The organism is Pseudomonas chlororaphis subsp. chlororaphis (genome assembly GCF_003945765.1).
Taxonomy (GTDB): domain Bacteria; phylum Pseudomonadota; class Gammaproteobacteria; order Pseudomonadales; family Pseudomonadaceae; genus Aquipseudomonas; species Aquipseudomonas chlororaphis.
The window spans coordinates 1673353-1689583 of the sequence record NZ_CP027712.1; the positions used below are offsets into that span (position 1 = coordinate 1673353).

Sequence of the window (16231 nt, forward strand, 5' to 3'; positions counted from 1 at the left end):
CAGGTATAGGCCAATACCCGGCGCTAGAGCGCCGGGTATTGAATGACCGTCACGGATGCCCCCGTTGTTGCTGGAGGCATGCCTTGACGAAAGGCAAAAAAAGACCGGCAAGTGTACCTTGCCGGTCAATCCACAACACACAGCGGCGGGGCCGCCGCTGCGTGATCATGGCGGGGTCAGAAGCGGTAGCTGGCGTTCAGGCTCAGGCCATGTTCGCTGGCACCGCTGCCCAGTTGCCCGTTGTAGGCGGCGCCCAGGCTCAGCTCGGGAGTCACCCGGGTTTCCACTCCGGCTTCGACCACCGCGCTGTTGCGCGAGTAGGCCGCACCTTCGATACGGAACGCATCGCTGCCGTCGAAACGGTAGGTGTTGGACGGTGTGATGCCGTTCAGGGCGTGTTTCCAGCCGGCGCTGCCGAATACGGTGAGCAACTTGCCGTTGTCCAGCTGCTTGTCGGCGCTGGCGCGCAGACCCAGGGTGGAGAAGGTCTGCTCGTCCGACGCGTGCTTGGCGCGCAGGGCCGCGGGGCCGCCACTTTCCTTGAAACCTTCGCTCTTGACCTGCACATAGGCCAGGTTGGCGAAGGGTTCCAGCTGTACCGAAGGGCTGAGGTCGAAGCGCCGGCCCAGTTCGCCGAAGGCTTGCAGGGTATTGGCGTCATGCTTGGACTTCAGGTGGTCGCTGTAGCCGGCGAAGTTCACCGAACGCTTGGCATCGATCCGGCTCCAGGTGTACGCCATGCCGCCGCGCAGGTCGAAGCCGCTGACCTGTGTTCCGCCATAGACACCCAGGTGGATGTTGTCGTTGTCGCTCGAGGAGTCGCGTGACGAGCTCTTCAGTTCGGTGCGGCTGTAGCCGGTTAGCACGCCGATGTGGCCGCTGTCGCCGACCGCGGTATCGACCCCGGTGAGCAAGCCCTTGGTGTCGCTGCGCAGGTTGGCGGTATTGCTGTCGCCCTTGACTTCGCCCCAGTTGCCCAGCGTGGTGATCCACGGGGTCAGGCCGGAGTGAGTGTCGCTCGCGGTGTCACGGGCCTGGGCGGCGCTCGCCGAGCGCAGGCGGGTGTTCGCCGCGTCGCGAACCAGGCGGCTGTCCTGGACCAGCGCCGAACGGGTGGAGTTGTGGAACTCGCCGGACAGTTGATCGAAGGCATCCCGTGCCTGGTGGTCATCGGGCAGATAGGCGATGGCCTCGAACAGCTTGTTGTGCACCGGTGGCGTCAGCGCCGGCACGGCCGCGCCTTTCAGGCTTTGTGCCGCAGTGGCCGTGGCCCGCTGGTTGGGGGTGAAGGCGGCTTCCTGGAACAGGCGCGTCTGTTGCACATCCAGGTAGGCGTTGTGGCTGTCGTAGTTGTCCACCAGGTCATAGAAGGTCGAGACCCAGGTATCGCCCGTCAGCTTGTAGCGCCCGCTCAGGCCTTTCTCGGTCGCCAGCACCAGGTAGCGACGGTCCAGCTCGTAGCGTTTGCTGTCGAGTTTGTCCGCCTTGATGATGCTGCCGTCCTCGAGCCGCGCCGCGCCGTTCACCAGCAGCCGGTCGTTGGCCCCGGTACTCAGCAGTTCGGCGTGGAAGGTCGAACCGCTGTGCTGGTCGAGGTCGCCGGCCAGGGTCAGGGTGCCGATGGAGTTGCCGGGGGCGATGGTCGCGCCTTTGTGCAGGGTGACGTTGCCGACCTGGCCGTTGCCGGCCAGGGTTGCGCCGTCATACACGTCGGTCGAGCCGCCGAGCTTGCCGTTGACGGCGAGGATGCCCGACTCGACGAGGCTGCGGCCGTGGAAGGCGGAACTGTCGCCGCTCAGCTCGGTGCGCCCGGCACCGCGCTTATAGAGCGTACCGGTGCCGGAGAGGGCGCCGCCGAAGGTGTAGCCGTTGGCACGGTTGAACACCAGGCTGCCGGGCGCGTCGATCTGCACGTCGCCAAGAATCGAGCCGCTGTTGCCGCCGTTCGCGCCGGCACCCAGTTGCAGGGTGCCGTTGCTGATCAGCGTGCCGCCCTTGTAGGTGTTTTCGCCGGTGAGCACGGTGGTCCCCGTGCCGCGCTGCTCGACCGAGCCGCTGCCGTAGATGACGTGGTCGTACTGGTACTGGTTGTTGCGATCGAGCACCACCTGGCCATCGTTGCCGATATCGCTGAGCACTTCGCCTTGGCTGCCGTTGAAGGCACCGATGTGCAGGCTGGCGTTCTTGTCGACCTGTACTTGCCCGGCCATGACGTTGTTCAGCAGCAGTTCGCCGCCTTTGACATTCAACTGGCCGGTGAAGCGGCTGGAGTCACCGTTGAACACGGTCTGCCCGGCGATGTGATTGATGCGGCCCTGACCTTCGAAGCCGGCGTCGAACCGATAGTCGCGGTCGTTGTGGTTGAACTGGACCAGGCCCTGGCCCTGGCCGAAGACCACGCGTTTGGCTTCCAGCTTGCCCGCGCCCTTGGCGTCGGCGGCTTTGTCGCTGGTCGCTCCCACATAAAGAGCGGCATTGGAGGTGCCGTCGGCGGCGATCCGCAGGGTGCCACTGCCGACTTTGGCCACGCCCTGGTTGGCGAGCACCAGGCTGGCGTTGCCGCCCTGGCCCACGGTCAGGTCGCCGAGGGTTTCCCAGAGGCTGCCCGCGCCGTCGATGCTGGCGCTGCCATTGGCGCCCTGGTTGGCACCGATGATGCCGTCCTGGCTCGTTACATGACCGCCGTTCTTGATTTCCAGGGTGCCGTTGCCAGCACCACCGACCAGCAACGTCTTGTCGGTGGACAGCGTACTGTTGTCGACGCTGAGCGTACCGCTTGAGCCTTGGTGCGCGCCGAGGACGGTGTTGCCACCGTTCTGCACCTTGGCGCCGTTGGTGAGCAGCAGCGAGCCGTTGCCGGCCTGGCCGACGATCATGTCGCCGAGGGTCTTCCACAGGCTGTTGGCGCCATCGAGGCTGACGCTGCCATTGGAGCCCAGGTCGGCGGCGATGATGCTGTCCTGGCTCTCTACCTGGCCGCCGTTCTTGATTTGCAGGGTACCGTTGCCGGCGCCGCCGACGATCAGGGTCTTGTCGGTGGACAGCGTACTGTTGTCGACGCTGAGCGTACCGCTTGAGCCTTGGTGCGCGCCGAGGACGGTGTTGCCACCGTTCTGCACCTTGGCGCCGTTGGTGAGCAGCAGCGAGCCGTTGCCGGCCTGGCCGACGATCATGTCGCCGAGGGTCTTCCACAGGCTGTTGGCGCCATCGAGGCTGACGCTGCCATTGGAGCCCAGGTCGGCGGCGATGATGCTGTCCTGGCTCTCTACCTGGCCGCCGTTCTTGATTTCCAGGGTGCCGTTGCCGGCGCCGCCGACGATCAGGGTCTTGTCGGTGGACAGCGTGCCGTTGTCGACGCTGACCGTACCGCTACCGCCTCTGAGCGCACCGAGGACGGTGTTGCCACCGTTCTGCACCTTGGCGCCGTTGGTGAGCGACAGCGAGCCGTTGCCGGCCTGGCCGACGATCATGTCGCCGAGGGTCTTCCACAGGCTGTTGGCGCCATCGAGGCTGGCGCTGCCATTGGAGCCCAGGTCGGCGGCGATGATGCTGTCCTGGCTCTCTACCTGGCCGCCGTTCTTGATTTGCAGGGTACCGTTGCCGGCGCCGCCGACGATCAGGGTCTTGTCGGTGGACAGCGTGCCGTTGTCGACGCTGACCGTACCGCTACCGCCTCTGAGCGCACCGAGGACGGTGTTGCCACCGTTCTGCACCTTGGCCCCGTTGGTGAGCGACAGCGAGCCGTTGCCGGCCTGGCCGACGATCATGTCGCCGAGGGTCTTCCACAGGCTGTTGGCGCCATCGAGGCTGGCGCTGCCATTGGAACCCAGGTCGGCGGCGATGATGCTGTCCTGGCTGGTGACCTGGCCGCCGTTCTTGATTTGCAGAGTGCCGTTGCCGGCGCCGCCGACTACCAGCCGCTTGTCGCTGGTCAGCGTCGAGCCGCTGTCGACGATAAGGGTGCCGGAGGCACCGCGGTCTGCGCCAATCAGGGTATCGCCCTGGGAGCGGGCCTTGGAGCCGTCTTTGAGGGTCAGGTCGGCCGATCCGCCTTTGCCGACGATCAGGTCGCCGCCGGTGTTCACTGTCGCGCCGTTGTTGAAGGTGGCCTTGCCCGTGGAGCCTTGGACGGTGCCCAGGGTGAAGCTGTCACCGATGTTCAGCTTACCGTTGGCGCCGACATTTAACTGGCCCAGGCCATTGTTGGCGGTGCCGACGTTCAGGCTGCCGACCGTTCGTGCACTGTCCAGTTGCGCGACTTGGTTGTTGCGCCCGGCGAGCGGCCGGTCGATGTTGACCGCCTCATTGCTGGCGGGAGCGCCGTTGCTCCAGTTGCCACTGTTTTCCCAGGCGTTGCTGTCGTTGACGCGATAGGGATTGCCGTCCTGGTCATAGGCAATGTGATGGGCGTCTCCGGTCCAGTTCGTCGTGGCGAGTACGGCCGGGGCGAAGGAGCTCAACGCCAGGGCGACGGCGAGCGCGGTGCTGGAGGGTCTGAAGCTGTGGGGTGTCATGGTTTTCTTTTCCAAGGCGGTGCCTGTGTTGGTCGGAGGGGTGGAAATGGCGTTGAGTGCGCTATGGATCAGAGGCGCGCGCCGGGGGGTGAAAGCGTTCGATGGCTGCACAGGGGCGCGAAGCGCTTCCTGGCCGGGAGAGGAGTTTTCTGGCTATGAAGTGCAATAGGACCGGTGCTGTAACAGTGCGGCCTGAGTGATCTGTTCATAAGCGTTGAATAACTGATCAAGTTGTCCGGGGAAGTTGTGAGCGGGCCGGTAACTTAATAAAGAAGAAGGCGGGAATATACGTGGGGAGAGAGGTTGGGAACTTTTTTTAAACTTTTCAGAAATATCTTTATGGTGATCGAGAATAATCTTTGTTGGTAATGGTTAGTTTGTTGTTGTTATCAGTGGAACTGTCTGGCGCGGGCTTATTTTGCGAATTGTGTTCAAGTTTTATGGGGTTTGGACGAGGGGGTGAAAGAAGGGGGTAAAAATAAAGAAGGCGGGGTAATGATTTTTTTGCTTGAGGGGATGTTTTTGTTAAGGGAGCAGTATTTGTTTTTAGATGGCGATGATTTTTTATTGTTTTAAGTTCTTTTGCCGAAGGGCGGAAGTTACGGTGTCCGATATGCAGTTCGATTCCGCTCAAGCCTGATCGAGACTGTCATGCAAGTGGCGAGCGCGCCCATGTTTCAGGACCGCTCGCAATGCCGGGGACTCGACGCGATCAGCGATCCGCCAGTTCCCGGGGCGAGGCGACCCGGGCTCCTGGCTTGAGGACCAGCCACAAGGCCGCGGCGATCAGCACGCCGCCATACAGGTGAGCCATGGACAGCGGCTCGTCCAGCAGCAACGCGCCCCACAGCACCCCGAACGGCGGGATCATGAAGGTCACGGTCATGGACTTGACCGGGCCGATCGAGCTCAGCAGGCGGAAATACAGGATGTAGGCAAAGGCGGTGCAGGCCAGGCCCAGGCCCAGCAACGACAGCCAGACGCTCCAGCCGCCCCAGCTGGCGGGCGGCTGGCTGATGGCGCTGTAGGCGAAGACCGGCAGCAGGAACAGGCTGGCGCCGAGCATGCTGCCCAAGGCCGAGAGGCGACTGTCGAGGCCGCCGGCCTGGTCCAGCCAGCGTCGCGCGAGGAAGCCGGCGAAGCCGTAGCAGGTGGTGGCGAGCAGGCAGGCCAGCGCGCCCAGCAGCAGTTCCAGGTCGAATGCCATGGGGCCGGCGCGGGTCAGGATACCCACGCCGAACAGGCCCAGGCTGACCCCGGCGATTTTTGGCGGGGTCAGTTTTTCATGGAAGAACAGCCCGCCGATCAGTACACCCATCAACGGCGTGGTGGCATTGAAGATCGCCGAATAACCGGCCGGCAGCACCAGGGCCGCCACCGAATACATAGTGGCGGGGATGCCGGAGTTGATTACGCCGAGTAGCAGCACGGTCTTGAACTTGCCCTGGAAGTCCCAGCTGATGCGCATCAGCGCGAGGATCACCAGCAGGCCGGTGGCGGCGATGGAGACACGAAAGAATGCCGTGGGAATGCTGCCGATCACTGGAGCGATGATGCGCATGAACAGAAAACTCGCGCCCCAGATCGCGGCCAGGGACAACAAACGCAGGGTATCGACAAGTCTCACGGCGCAACTCCTTTAATGGGCCGTTCAACGGCCCTTTTTTCAGCAGGGCGAGAGTGTTGCCGAGAGACGGGGCGCGGGCAATCGCTATCTTGCGGTCGAATTGGTGGGATCCTTCTCTCTACGGAAAAATTGCACTTCTCCTGCACCCGGTTCACTGGCTAAGCTCAGGCCTTTCCGAATTCCCGCAGAGGTCTCACCATGCCGCAGAAATGGCCCGCCGCCGATATCGCTCGAACGATCCTCGATGGCTTCGACGATTACCGCGAGCATTTTCGCCAGATCACCGACGGTGCCCGGGCGCGCTTCGAGCAGGCGCAGTGGCAGGAGGCACAGACCGCCTCGGCGGCACGGATCAACCTGTACGAGGAAAAGGTCAGCGAGACCGTGCAGCGGCTGCGTACGACCTTCGACCTGGAGACCCTGCTCGACGTCAATCAGTGGCCGCTGGTGAAAAGCGCCTATATCAGCCTGATCGACCTGCGCTTCGACGATGAGCTGTCCGAGACCTGGTACAACTCGGCCTTCTGCGGCCTGTTCAGCCATGACCTGATCAGCGACGGCTGCATGTTCATCCACACCACGCGGCCGAGCCTGCGCCGCGCCCGGGCCGCGCAGACCCGCACCTACCGGCCGCAAGGCCATCTGTCGACGATGCTCGAACAGATCTTCGTCGACTACAGCTTCAGCGAGGCCTACGCCGACCTGCCCGGCGACCTGCGGCGCCTGGAGTCGCAACTGCGGGAGAACCTGCCGGACTGGGTGTGCAAGGACCCGGAACTGGCGGTGGAGTTGTTTTCCTCGGTGCTGTACCGCAACAAGGGCGCCTACCTGGTGGGCCGCATCTACACCCACGACGAGCAGTGGCCGCTGGTGATTCCGCTGCTGCACCGCGAAGGGCGGGGGATCCAGATCGACGCGCTGATCACCGACGAAGCCGATGTGTCGATCATCTTTTCCTTCACCCGCTCCTATTTCATGGTCGACGTGCCGGTGCCGGCGGAGTTCATCGGTTTCCTCAAGCGCATCCTGCCGGGCAAGCACATCGCCGAGCTGTACACCTCCATCGGTTTCTACAAGCACGGCAAGTCCGAGTTCTACCGGGCGCTGATCAACCACCTGGCCAACACCGACGATCAGTTCATCATGGCCCCGGGCGTGCGCGGCATGGTCATGAGCGTGTTCACCCTGCCGGGCTTCAACACCGTGTTCAAGATCATCAAGGACCGTTTCTCGCCGTCGAAAAACGTCGACCGTGCCACGGTGATCGAGAAGTACCGCCTGGTGAAAAGCGTCGACCGGGTCGGGCGCATGGCCGATACCCAGGAGTTCGCCGATTTCCGCTTTCCCCTGGGCAAGTTCGACCCCGCGTGCCTGGAGGAACTGCTGGAAGTCGCACCGTCCACGGTGTCGGTGGAGGGCGATACGGTGCTGATCCGCCACTGCTGGACCGAGCGGCGCATGACCCCGCTCAACCTTTACCTGGACCACGCCAACCCGGCCCAGGTGCGCGAGGCGCTGGAGGACTACGGCCTGGCGATCAAGCAACTGGCCGCGGCCAACATCTTTCCCGGTGACATGCTGCTGAAGAACTTCGGCGTCACCCGCCATGGCCGGGTGGTGTTCTACGACTACGACGAGATCTGCTTCCTTACCGAAGCCAACTTCCGCCACATCCCGGCGCCGCGTACCCCGGAGGACGAGATGGCCTCCGAGCCCTGGTATTCCATCGGCCCGCTGGACGTGTTCCCCGAGGAGTTCCCGCCGTTCCTGTTCGCCGACGCCGGGCAGCGCAAGCTGTTCGACCAGTTGCACGGCGAGTTGTACAACGCCGATTACTGGAAAGGCCTGCAGGAGGCCATTCGCGCCGGCAAGGTGATCGATGTGTTCCCGTACCGGCGCAAGGACCGGGATAACGAATAAGCCTGCACCGCGCGCCTCTGTAGCCGCTGGCGAAGCCTGCGTCCGAGGACGAAGTCCTCGCAAAACCGCTGCTCGCGGTACATCAGTAATACTCGGGAAGCAGGTTTTACGACTGCTTCGCAGCCGAACGCAGGCTACGCCAGCGGCTACAAGGATCTCGTTCGCTCGTTAAATCTGCGACAATCCGCCCCCTGCATAAATTAAGACGACCCTTGCGTACCCGATGACTTCCGAATCGCCTGCAATCGACCAACTGCTGAAAAACCTTGATCACGCCATGCTCGCCGACCGCCACCGGTTGCGTCGGCAGCTGCTTGAGCTGCGCAAGAAGCCCGATGAGGCCAAGCTGGCGCAGTGGGTCGAGCGCATGCAGGCGTCCTGCGCCCAGGTACTGACGCGGCGCGCCAGCGTGCCGTCGATTCGCTACGACGACAGCCTGCCGATCGCCGCCAAGCGCGACGAGATCAAGGCGGCGCTGCAAAAGCACCAGGTATTGATCATCGCTGGCGAAACCGGCTCGGGCAAAACCACCCAGCTGCCGAAGATCTGCCTGGAAATCGGTCGCGGCCAGCACGGCTTGATCGGCCACACCCAGCCCCGGCGGATCGCCGCGCGCAGCGTCGCCAGCCGGGTCGCCGAAGAGCTGGCGACGCCGCTGGGTGCCCTGGTGGGGTATCAGGTGCGCTTCGAGGACCAGAGCGATTCCAACACCCTGATCAAACTGATGACCGACGGCATCCTGCTGGCGGAAACCCAGAACGACCGCTACCTGGAACGCTACGACACGATCATCGTCGACGAAGCCCACGAACGCAGCCTGAACATCGACTTCCTGCTGGGCTACCTGAAGACCCTGCTGCCGCGGCGCCCGGACCTCAAGGTCATCATCACCTCGGCGACCATCGACCTGGAGCGCTTCTCCAAGCACTTCGACAATGCGCCGATTGTCGAGGTCTCCGGCCGCACCTTCCCGGTGGAAACCTGGTACCGCCCGCTGACCCTGGAGCAGGACGAAGAGGGCAACCGGGTCGAGGACGACCTGACGGTGGATCAGGCGATCCTTGCCACCCTCGATGAAATCGCCGCCCATGAGCGCAGCGAGCGCTGCAGCCCGGGTGACGTGCTGGTGTTCCTGCCGGGCGAGCGGGAGATTCGCGACGCCGCCGAAATGCTGCGCAAGGCCCAGCTCAAGCACACCGAGATCCTGCCGCTGTACGCGCGCCTGTCGCCGGCCGAGCAGCAGCGGATTTTCCAGTCGCACCCGGGCCGTAGGGTAGTGCTGGCGACCAACGTCGCCGAGACCTCGCTGACCGTGCCGGGCATCCGCTACGTGATCGACAGCGGCACCGCGCGCATCAGCCGCTACAGCTACCGGGCCAAGGTCCAGCGCCTGCCCATCGAGGCGATTTCCCAGGCCAGCGCCAACCAGCGCAAAGGCCGCTGCGGCCGGGTCGAGCCGGGCATCTGCGTGCGCCTGTACAGCGAAGAGGATTTCAACGGCCGTCCGGAATTCACCGACCCGGAAATCCTGCGTACCAACCTGGCGGCGGTGATCCTGCAGATGCTCCATCTGCGCCTCGGTGAAATCACCGCGTTCCCCTTTATCGAGCCGCCGGATGGCAAGGCCATCAGCGACGGTTTCAACCTGCTGCAAGAGCTCTCGGCGGTGGACCGCAACAGCCAGCTGACGCCGCTGGGCCGCCAGCTGGCGCGCCTGCCAGTGGACCCGCGCATGGGCCGCATGCTGCTGGAAGCGGCGAAGCTGGGTAGCCTGCAGGAAGTGCTGATCGTCGCCAGCGCCATGTCGATCCAGGACCCGCGCGAGCGGCCGCCGGAGCGCCAGCAGGCGGCCGACCAGGCCCACGCGCAATGGAAAGACGCCGACTCGGATTTCGCCGGGCTGGTCAATCTGTGGCGCGGCTTCGAAGAGCAGCGCCAGGCGCTGACCGCCAGCCCATTGCGTAACTGGTGCCGCAAGAACTTCCTCAACTACTTGCGCCTGCGCGAGTGGCGCGACTCCCATCGCCAGTTGAGCTTGATCTGCCGCGACCTGCAATTGAGCCTGAACAAGGAGCCGGCCGATTATCCGAAGCTGCATAAGGCGGTGCTGGTCGGGCTGCTGAGCCAGATCGGCCAGAAGACCGAGGAGGGCGACTACCTCGGCGCCCGCCAGCGGCGCTTCTGGATTCACCCGTCGTCGGGGATCGGCAAGAAGCGCCCGCAATGGCTGATGACCGCCGAACTGGTGGAAACCACCAAGCTCTACGCGCGCATGGTGGCGAAGATCGACGCCGACTGGATCGAGCCGCTGGCCGGGCACCTGATCAAGAAAAACCACTTCGAACCCCATTGGGAGAAGAAGCGCGGGCAGGTGGTGGCCTACGAGCAGATCACCCTGTTCGGCCTGATCGTGGTCGGCCGCCGCCCGGTGCATTACGGCCCGGTGGACCCGGTGGTGTCGCGCGAGCTGTTTATCCGCGAGGGCCTGGTGCGTGGCGAGATCCAGTCGAAAGCCAAGTGCCTGAGCGCTAATACGCGGCTGCTCGAGCAGCTCGACGAACTGGAAGCCAAGGCCCGGCGCCGCGACATCCTCGCCGACGAGGAAACCCTGTTCGCCTTCTACGACGCGCGCCTGCCGGCGGAGATCCACCAGACCGCGACCTTCGACAGCTGGTACCGGGTGCATAGCCAGAAAGACCCGCAGTTGCTGATCATGCGCGAGGAAGACGTGCTGGCCCGCGAGGCCAGCGAAGTCACCGCCATGCAGTACCCGGACACCCTGCAGATCGGCGATCTGGAACTGGCCCTGAGTTACCACTTCGAGCCCAACCATCCACGGGACGGCGTAACCCTGCGGGTGCCGGCGCCGCTGCTGCCGGCCTTGCCCGCCGAGCGCCTGGAATGGCTGGTGCCGGGGCTGGTGGAAGCCAAGTGCATCGCCCTGGTGCGCAACCTGCCCAAGGCGCTGCGCAAGAACTTCGTACCGGTGCCGGACTTCGTCAAGGCGGCCCTGGCGCGTATCGACTTCGCCCAGGGCTCGCTGCCCCAGGCCCTGGGCCGCGAACTGCTGCGCATGACCGGGGCGCGGGTCAGCGACGAGGCCTGGGCCGAGTCGGCGCAACAGGTGGAAAGCCACCTGCGGATGAACCTGGAAATCGTCGATGCCCAGGGCAAGTTTCTCGGCGAAGGCCGCGACCTGGCCGAGCTGACCGCGCGTTTCGCCGAGGCCAGCCAGGCCGCCCTGGCCGTGCCACAAACCGCGAAAAGCCAGCAGCCGGTGGAAGCCAAGATATTCGCCGCGGTGGCGGAGAAAACCCAGCAGAAGATCGCCGGGCTGTCGATGACGGTGTATCCGGCGCTGGTAGAAGAAGGCGGGACCGTCAAGGAAGGGCGCTTCTCGACCCCGGCCGAAGCCGAGTTCCAGCATCGCCGCGCCTTGCAGCGCCTGTTGCTGCAACAGCTGGCCGAGCCGGCCAAGTTCCTGCGCAACAAGCTGCCGGGGCTGACTGAGCTGGGCCTGCTGTATCGCGAACTGGGGCGCGTCGATGCCCTGGTGGAAGACATCCTGCTGGCCAGCCTCGACAGCTGCGTGCTGGAGGGCGAGGACAGCCTGCCGCGCGATGGCGCCGGCCTGGCCTCGCTGGCCGAGCGCAAGCGCGGCAGCTGGACCGAGCACGCCGAGCGCCTGGCGCGCCTGACCCTGGAGATCCTCAAGCTCTGGCATGGCCTGCAAAAGCGCTTCAAGGGCAAGATCGACCTGGCCCAGGCGGTGGCGCTGAACGACATCAAGTCGCAGCTAAGCCATCTGGTATACCCGGGTTTTGTCCGCGAGACCCCGGCGCAGTGGCTCAAGGAACTGCCGCGTTACCTCAAGGCCGTCGAGCTGCGCTTTGAGAAGCTCGGCAGCCAGGTGCAGAAGGACCGGGTCTGGAGTACCGAACTGGCCGGCCTGTGGAACCAGTACCAGGCGCGGGCGGGCAAACATGCCCAGGAAGGCAAGCGCGACCCGCAACTGGAATTGTACCGCTGGTGGCTGGAGGAATACCGGGTCTCGCTGTTCGCCCAGCAATTGGGCACCAAGGCGCCGATTTCCGACAAGCGCCTGAACAAGCAGTGGAGCCAGGTGGAAGCCTGACGCGATCTATAGCCGCTGCCGCAGGCTGCGATAAGGTCCGCAGGACCTTCCCGCGATCTCAAGGGCACACCCTCTTCGAGGTCGATCGCAGCCTGCGGCAGCGGCTACAGGGATCGGCGATGTTGCGCCGACTACGCTTGCCGATGGGGCTAAACGCCGGCGTTTATGGCAAACTTCGCCGTTATAAATGCCGGCCCCGCGGTTTTGAGCGTTCGCCGCCCGGGCAAAGCGGAATAAAGCGATGTCAGGTCCTATTCCGCCAGTCGGGATAGACCATTTACGGTTTGGTACGACGGTGCCAATACCTTCTGCCTGAACAGAATAGAGGAACGACCGTGCATAACGTCGTCATCAGCGGCACTGGCCTGTACACCCCGGCCAACAGCATCTCCAACGAAGAGCTGGTGGAGTCTTTCAACACCTACGTGCATCAGTTCAACGCCGATAACGCGCAAGCGATCGAGCGCGGCGAGGTTCAGGCCCTGACCGAATCCAGCGCGGCCTTCATCGAAAAAGCCTCTGGCATCAAAAGTCGCTTTGTCATGGACAAGGACGGCATCCTCGACCCGCAACGCATGGCCCCGCGCCTGCCCGAGCGTTCCAACGACGAATGGTCGGTGCTCTGCCAGATGGCCATCGGCGCTGCCGAACAGGCCCTGCAACGCGCCGGCAAGACCGCCGCGGACATCGACGGGGTGATCGTCGCCTGCTCCAACCTGCAACGCGCCTACCCGGCCATCGCCATCGAAGTCCAGGAAGCCCTGGGTATCGAAGGTTTCGGTTTCGACATGAACGTGGCCTGCTCCTCGGCCACCTTCGGCATCCAGGCGGCCTGCAACAGCGTGCAACTGGGCCTGGCCCGGGCGATCCTGATGGTCAACCCGGAAGTCTGCACCGGCCATCTGAACTTCCGTGACCGCGACAGCCACTTCATCTTCGGCGACGCGGCCACCGCGGTGATCATCGAACGGGCAGACCTGGCCACCTCGCCGTACCAGTTCGACATCATCAGCACCAAGCTGCTGACCAAGTTCTCCAACAACATCCGCAACAACTTCGGCTTCCTCAACCGCGCCGCGGAAGAGGGTATCGGCGCGCCGGACAAACTCTTCGTGCAGGAAGGCCGCAAGGTGTTCCGCGACGTCTGCCCGATGGTGGCGGAACTGATCGCCGAGCACCTGCAGGAAAACCAGCTGAACGTCAGCGACGTGAAGCGTTTCTGGCTGCACCAGGCCAACCTCAGCATGAACCACCTGATCGTCAAGAAGCTGCTGGGCCGCGAGGCCACCGAAGAGGAAGCACCGGTGATTCTCGACACCTACGCCAACACCAGTTCGGCCGGTTCGGTGATCGCGTTCCACAAGAATCAGGACGACCTGAGCAGCGGCTCGCTGGCGGTGCTCAGCTCGTTCGGCGCCGGTTATTCGATTGGCAGTGTGCTTCTGCGCAAGCGTTGACAGTCTTATGGATCGCAGCCGCTGCTTCAGCGGTTGCGATCCTGGATTCCGATTACGAGGCATGAATGTCCGCAGCTGACGACACGCAACTGCTTGAACGCCTGTTGGCCGGCGAGCAAAAGGCCTACAAGGAACTGGTCGGCACCTACCAGAGCGCCATGCGCGCCGTGGCCTACGCCATTGTCGGCCAGCGCCACGCCGACGAAGTGGTGCAGGATGCCTGGCTGTCGGTGGTGCGCAACCTGGCCGGTTTCCAGGGGCGTTCCAGCCTCAAGACCTGGCTGTTGACCATCACCGCCAACTCGGCAAAAAGCCGCTACAAACAGAACCGCCGCGAAGTCCTGCTGGATGACTTGCCGGCACCCCACGGCACCATCGGCGACGAGCGTTTTTCTTCCTCTGACGGGCACTGGCTGGTGGCGCCGTTCGCCTGGCACGCCGATACCCCGGAAGCCCTGCTTACCGAGGCCGAACTGCGCGAATGCCTGGAGCACACTTTGCTGAGCCTGTCGGAACTGCAAGGCAGCGTGTTGACCCTGCGCGAGCGCCAGGGCCTGGAGCTGGAGGAGATCTGTAATCTTCTGGACATTTCCCTCTCCAATGTCCGGGTGCTGCTGCACCGGGCGCGGCTGAAGATTTTTGCTACGGTGGAGCACTTCGAGGAGACCGGCCAATGCTGACCTGCAAGGAACAAGTGGCACGCTCCAGCGACTATCTCGATGGTCAGCTGAGCTTTCGCCAGCGCCTGATCCAGCGCCATCACCTGTTGTTCTGCCCCAATTGCCGGCGCTTCCTGCGGCAGATGCGCCTGATGCAGGCCACCTTGCGCAAGATGCCGGAAGGACCTGTCGCCGATATCGATGCGCTGGCCGACCGCCTGGCCGCCGAGCGCAAGCGCAACGCCTGATTCACCCGACAATCCTCCCGTAACCGCTGAAGCCTCAAGGTCCTCAAGAGCGCGACCGCTTCGCGCTCGATCGCAGGCTTCGCCAGCGGCTACAGGGTTTCGTTTTCCCCCTAATACCCCGCCGACCGCTCTAGTACAGGCTTTTTGCCTTATTTCGTTTGGAAGTAAAAAAGTTCCGCTGTCATCAAATCTTTATCTATCGGCAACTCCCCTGAAATAACCCGCCGCCAAGATTCCCTCCCAACACAAGCGGGCCTGACTCGCGTGTTTTTTCCAGCGCTACAGACCACCAATTAGGGGAAATCTTCGATGATCCGTAAGCACTTCGCCGGTTTTGCCGCCAGCGCCCTGGCCCTGGCAGTTACCGCCCAGGCTTTCGCTGGCACCGTCACCACCGATGGCGCCGATATCGTAGTCAAGACCAAGGGCGGCCTTGAGGTCGCCACCACGGACAAAGAGTTCAGCTTCAAGCTCGGTGGCCGCCTGCAAGCCGACTACAGCCGCTTCGACGGTGTCTACACCAAGAACGGTGACACCGCCGACGCCGCTTACTTCCGTCGCGCCTTCCTCGAACTGTCCGGCGTGCTGTACACCGACTGGGCCTACACCATCAACTACGACTTCTCCCACAACACCGGCGACTCCGAAAACGGTTACTTCGACGAAGCCTCGCTGGCCTACAACGGCTTCAAGCCGGTGTCGATCAAGGTCGGTCGTTTCGACCCGGACTTCGGCCTGGAAAAAGCCACCAGCTCCAAGTGGGTCACCGCGCCGGAACGTAACATCGCCTACGACATGATCGACTGGGCCAACACCCACCAGAACGGTATGGGCCTGCAGGCTTCCAGCACCTTCGCCGACTCCTTCTATGCCTCGGCCGGCGTGTTCAGCAAGGACACCGACGACACCGATGGCGACAGCGTCAAGCAGGTCAACGGTCGCTTCGTCTTCGCCCCGATGCACGATGCCGGCAACGTCCTGCACTTCGGTGTGAACGTGGCTTCGCGCGATGTCTCCGACACCGCGTTCGACTCCCGTTATCGCACCCGCATGGGCATGCGTGGCGTGGACACTCTCGGCGGTAACGATGCCGGTGGTAATGGCAACCGTCCGGTGTTGGGCGGCAGCTCCTCTTCGCCGGCCGGTTCCTACGACCGCGACACCGCGCTGGGTCTGGAGGCCGCGTTCGCCATGGGCCCGGCCTCGATCCAGGGCGAATACATCACCCGCAAGACCAAGGCTGATTCCAGCGCTTACGAAGACATCAAGGGCCACGGTTTCTACGTGCAGGGCGCCTATACCCTGACCGGCGAATCCCGCGGCTACAAGGTGGGCAAGTTCGACGCCATCAAACCGGCCAACAAAGCCTTCGGCGCCTGGGAACTGTTCTATCGTTACGACAGCCTGACCGTGGAAGACGACAACATCACCACCGCCAGCCTGACCCGCGACGTCGGCGATGCCGAAGTCAAGGTGCACAACCTGGGTGTGAACTGGTACGCCAACGAAGCGGTGAAGATCTCCGCCACCTACGTCAAGGCCAAGACCGACAAGGTCACTAACGCCACAGTCCTCAGCGGTAGCACACCGGCTGCCCGCACCGGCGACGACGACGGCGACGGCTTCATCATTCGCGCCCAGTACGTGTTCTGATATCGATGCACTGGCTGT

Annotated in this window: 8 protein-coding genes; 6 read left to right on the top strand and 2 right to left on the bottom strand. The window is 63.6% G+C overall.

Annotation, left to right across the window (positions count from 1 at the left end):
• Window positions 1–176: 176 nt before the first annotated feature.
• Entirely contained in the window at window positions 177–4514 is a 4338-nt protein-coding gene (locus C4K27_RS07700; RefSeq protein WP_081002232.1) for an autotransporter domain-containing protein, read from the bottom strand.
• 712 nt (window positions 4515–5226) lie between these two features.
• Window positions 5227–6141 (bottom strand): DMT family transporter, encoded by a 915-nt coding sequence (locus tag C4K27_RS07705; protein ID WP_053260021.1) that lies wholly within the window; start codon window positions 6139–6141, stop codon window positions 5227–5229.
• A 198-nt stretch (window positions 6142–6339) separates the two neighbouring features.
• Between C4K27_RS07705 and aceK the strand changes: the two genes are divergently transcribed.
• The 6 genes from aceK to C4K27_RS07735 all read left to right on the top strand — a co-directional run bounded on the left by aceK (window position 6340) and on the right by C4K27_RS07735 (window position 16213).
• Complete coding sequence (aceK, locus tag C4K27_RS07710; protein ID WP_053260022.1) at window positions 6340–8061, top strand: bifunctional isocitrate dehydrogenase kinase/phosphatase; 1722 nt, start codon at window positions 6340–6342, stop codon at window positions 8059–8061.
• A 223-nt stretch (window positions 8062–8284) separates the two neighbouring features.
• Window positions 8285–12196 carry an ATP-dependent RNA helicase HrpA gene (gene hrpA / locus C4K27_RS07715; RefSeq protein WP_053260023.1) on the top strand — a complete coding sequence of 1304 codons (3912 nt, stop codon included), beginning with the start codon at window positions 8285–8287 and terminating at the stop codon, window positions 12194–12196.
• A gap of 335 nt (window positions 12197–12531) precedes the next feature.
• A complete protein-coding gene (locus C4K27_RS07720; RefSeq protein ID WP_053260024.1) occupies window positions 12532–13653 on the top strand; it encodes a beta-ketoacyl-ACP synthase III in 1122 nt (373 codons plus the stop codon).
• Between the two features lie 65 nt (window positions 13654–13718).
• The gene (locus C4K27_RS07725) at window positions 13719–14333 is read left to right on the top strand and encodes an RNA polymerase sigma factor (protein ID WP_007926857.1); all 615 of its coding nucleotides are present in this window, start codon (window positions 13719–13721) and stop codon (window positions 14331–14333) included.
• Complete coding sequence (locus C4K27_RS07730; RefSeq protein ID WP_053260025.1) at window positions 14327–14560, top strand: anti-sigma factor family protein; 234 nt, start codon at window positions 14327–14329, stop codon at window positions 14558–14560. The genes C4K27_RS07725 and C4K27_RS07730 overlap by 7 nt, the downstream gene beginning before the upstream one ends.
• A 309-nt stretch (window positions 14561–14869) precedes the next feature.
• The gene (locus C4K27_RS07735) at window positions 14870–16213 is read left to right on the top strand and encodes an OprO/OprP family phosphate-selective porin (protein WP_053260026.1); all 1344 of its coding nucleotides are present in this window, start codon (window positions 14870–14872) and stop codon (window positions 16211–16213) included.
• Window positions 16214–16231: the final 18 nt, after the last annotated feature.

Excerpts from the sequence above, each read along its gene's own strand:
- C4K27_RS07700 (WP_081002232.1), bottom strand. The coding sequence starts at position 4,514 with ATGACACCCCACAGCTTCAGACCCTCCAGCACCGCGCTCGCCGTCGCC.
- aceK (WP_053260022.1), top strand. The coding sequence starts at position 6,340 with ATGCCGCAGAAATGGCCCGCCGCCGATATCGCTCGAACGATCCTCGAT.
- hrpA (WP_053260023.1), top strand. The coding sequence starts at position 8,285 with ATGACTTCCGAATCGCCTGCAATCGACCAACTGCTGAAAAACCTTGAT.
- C4K27_RS07725 (WP_007926857.1), top strand. The coding sequence starts at position 13,719 with ATGTCCGCAGCTGACGACACGCAACTGCTTGAACGCCTGTTGGCCGGC.
- C4K27_RS07730 (WP_053260025.1), top strand. The coding sequence starts at position 14,327 with ATGCTGACCTGCAAGGAACAAGTGGCACGCTCCAGCGACTATCTCGAT.
- C4K27_RS07735 (WP_053260026.1), top strand. The coding sequence starts at position 14,870 with ATGATCCGTAAGCACTTCGCCGGTTTTGCCGCCAGCGCCCTGGCCCTG.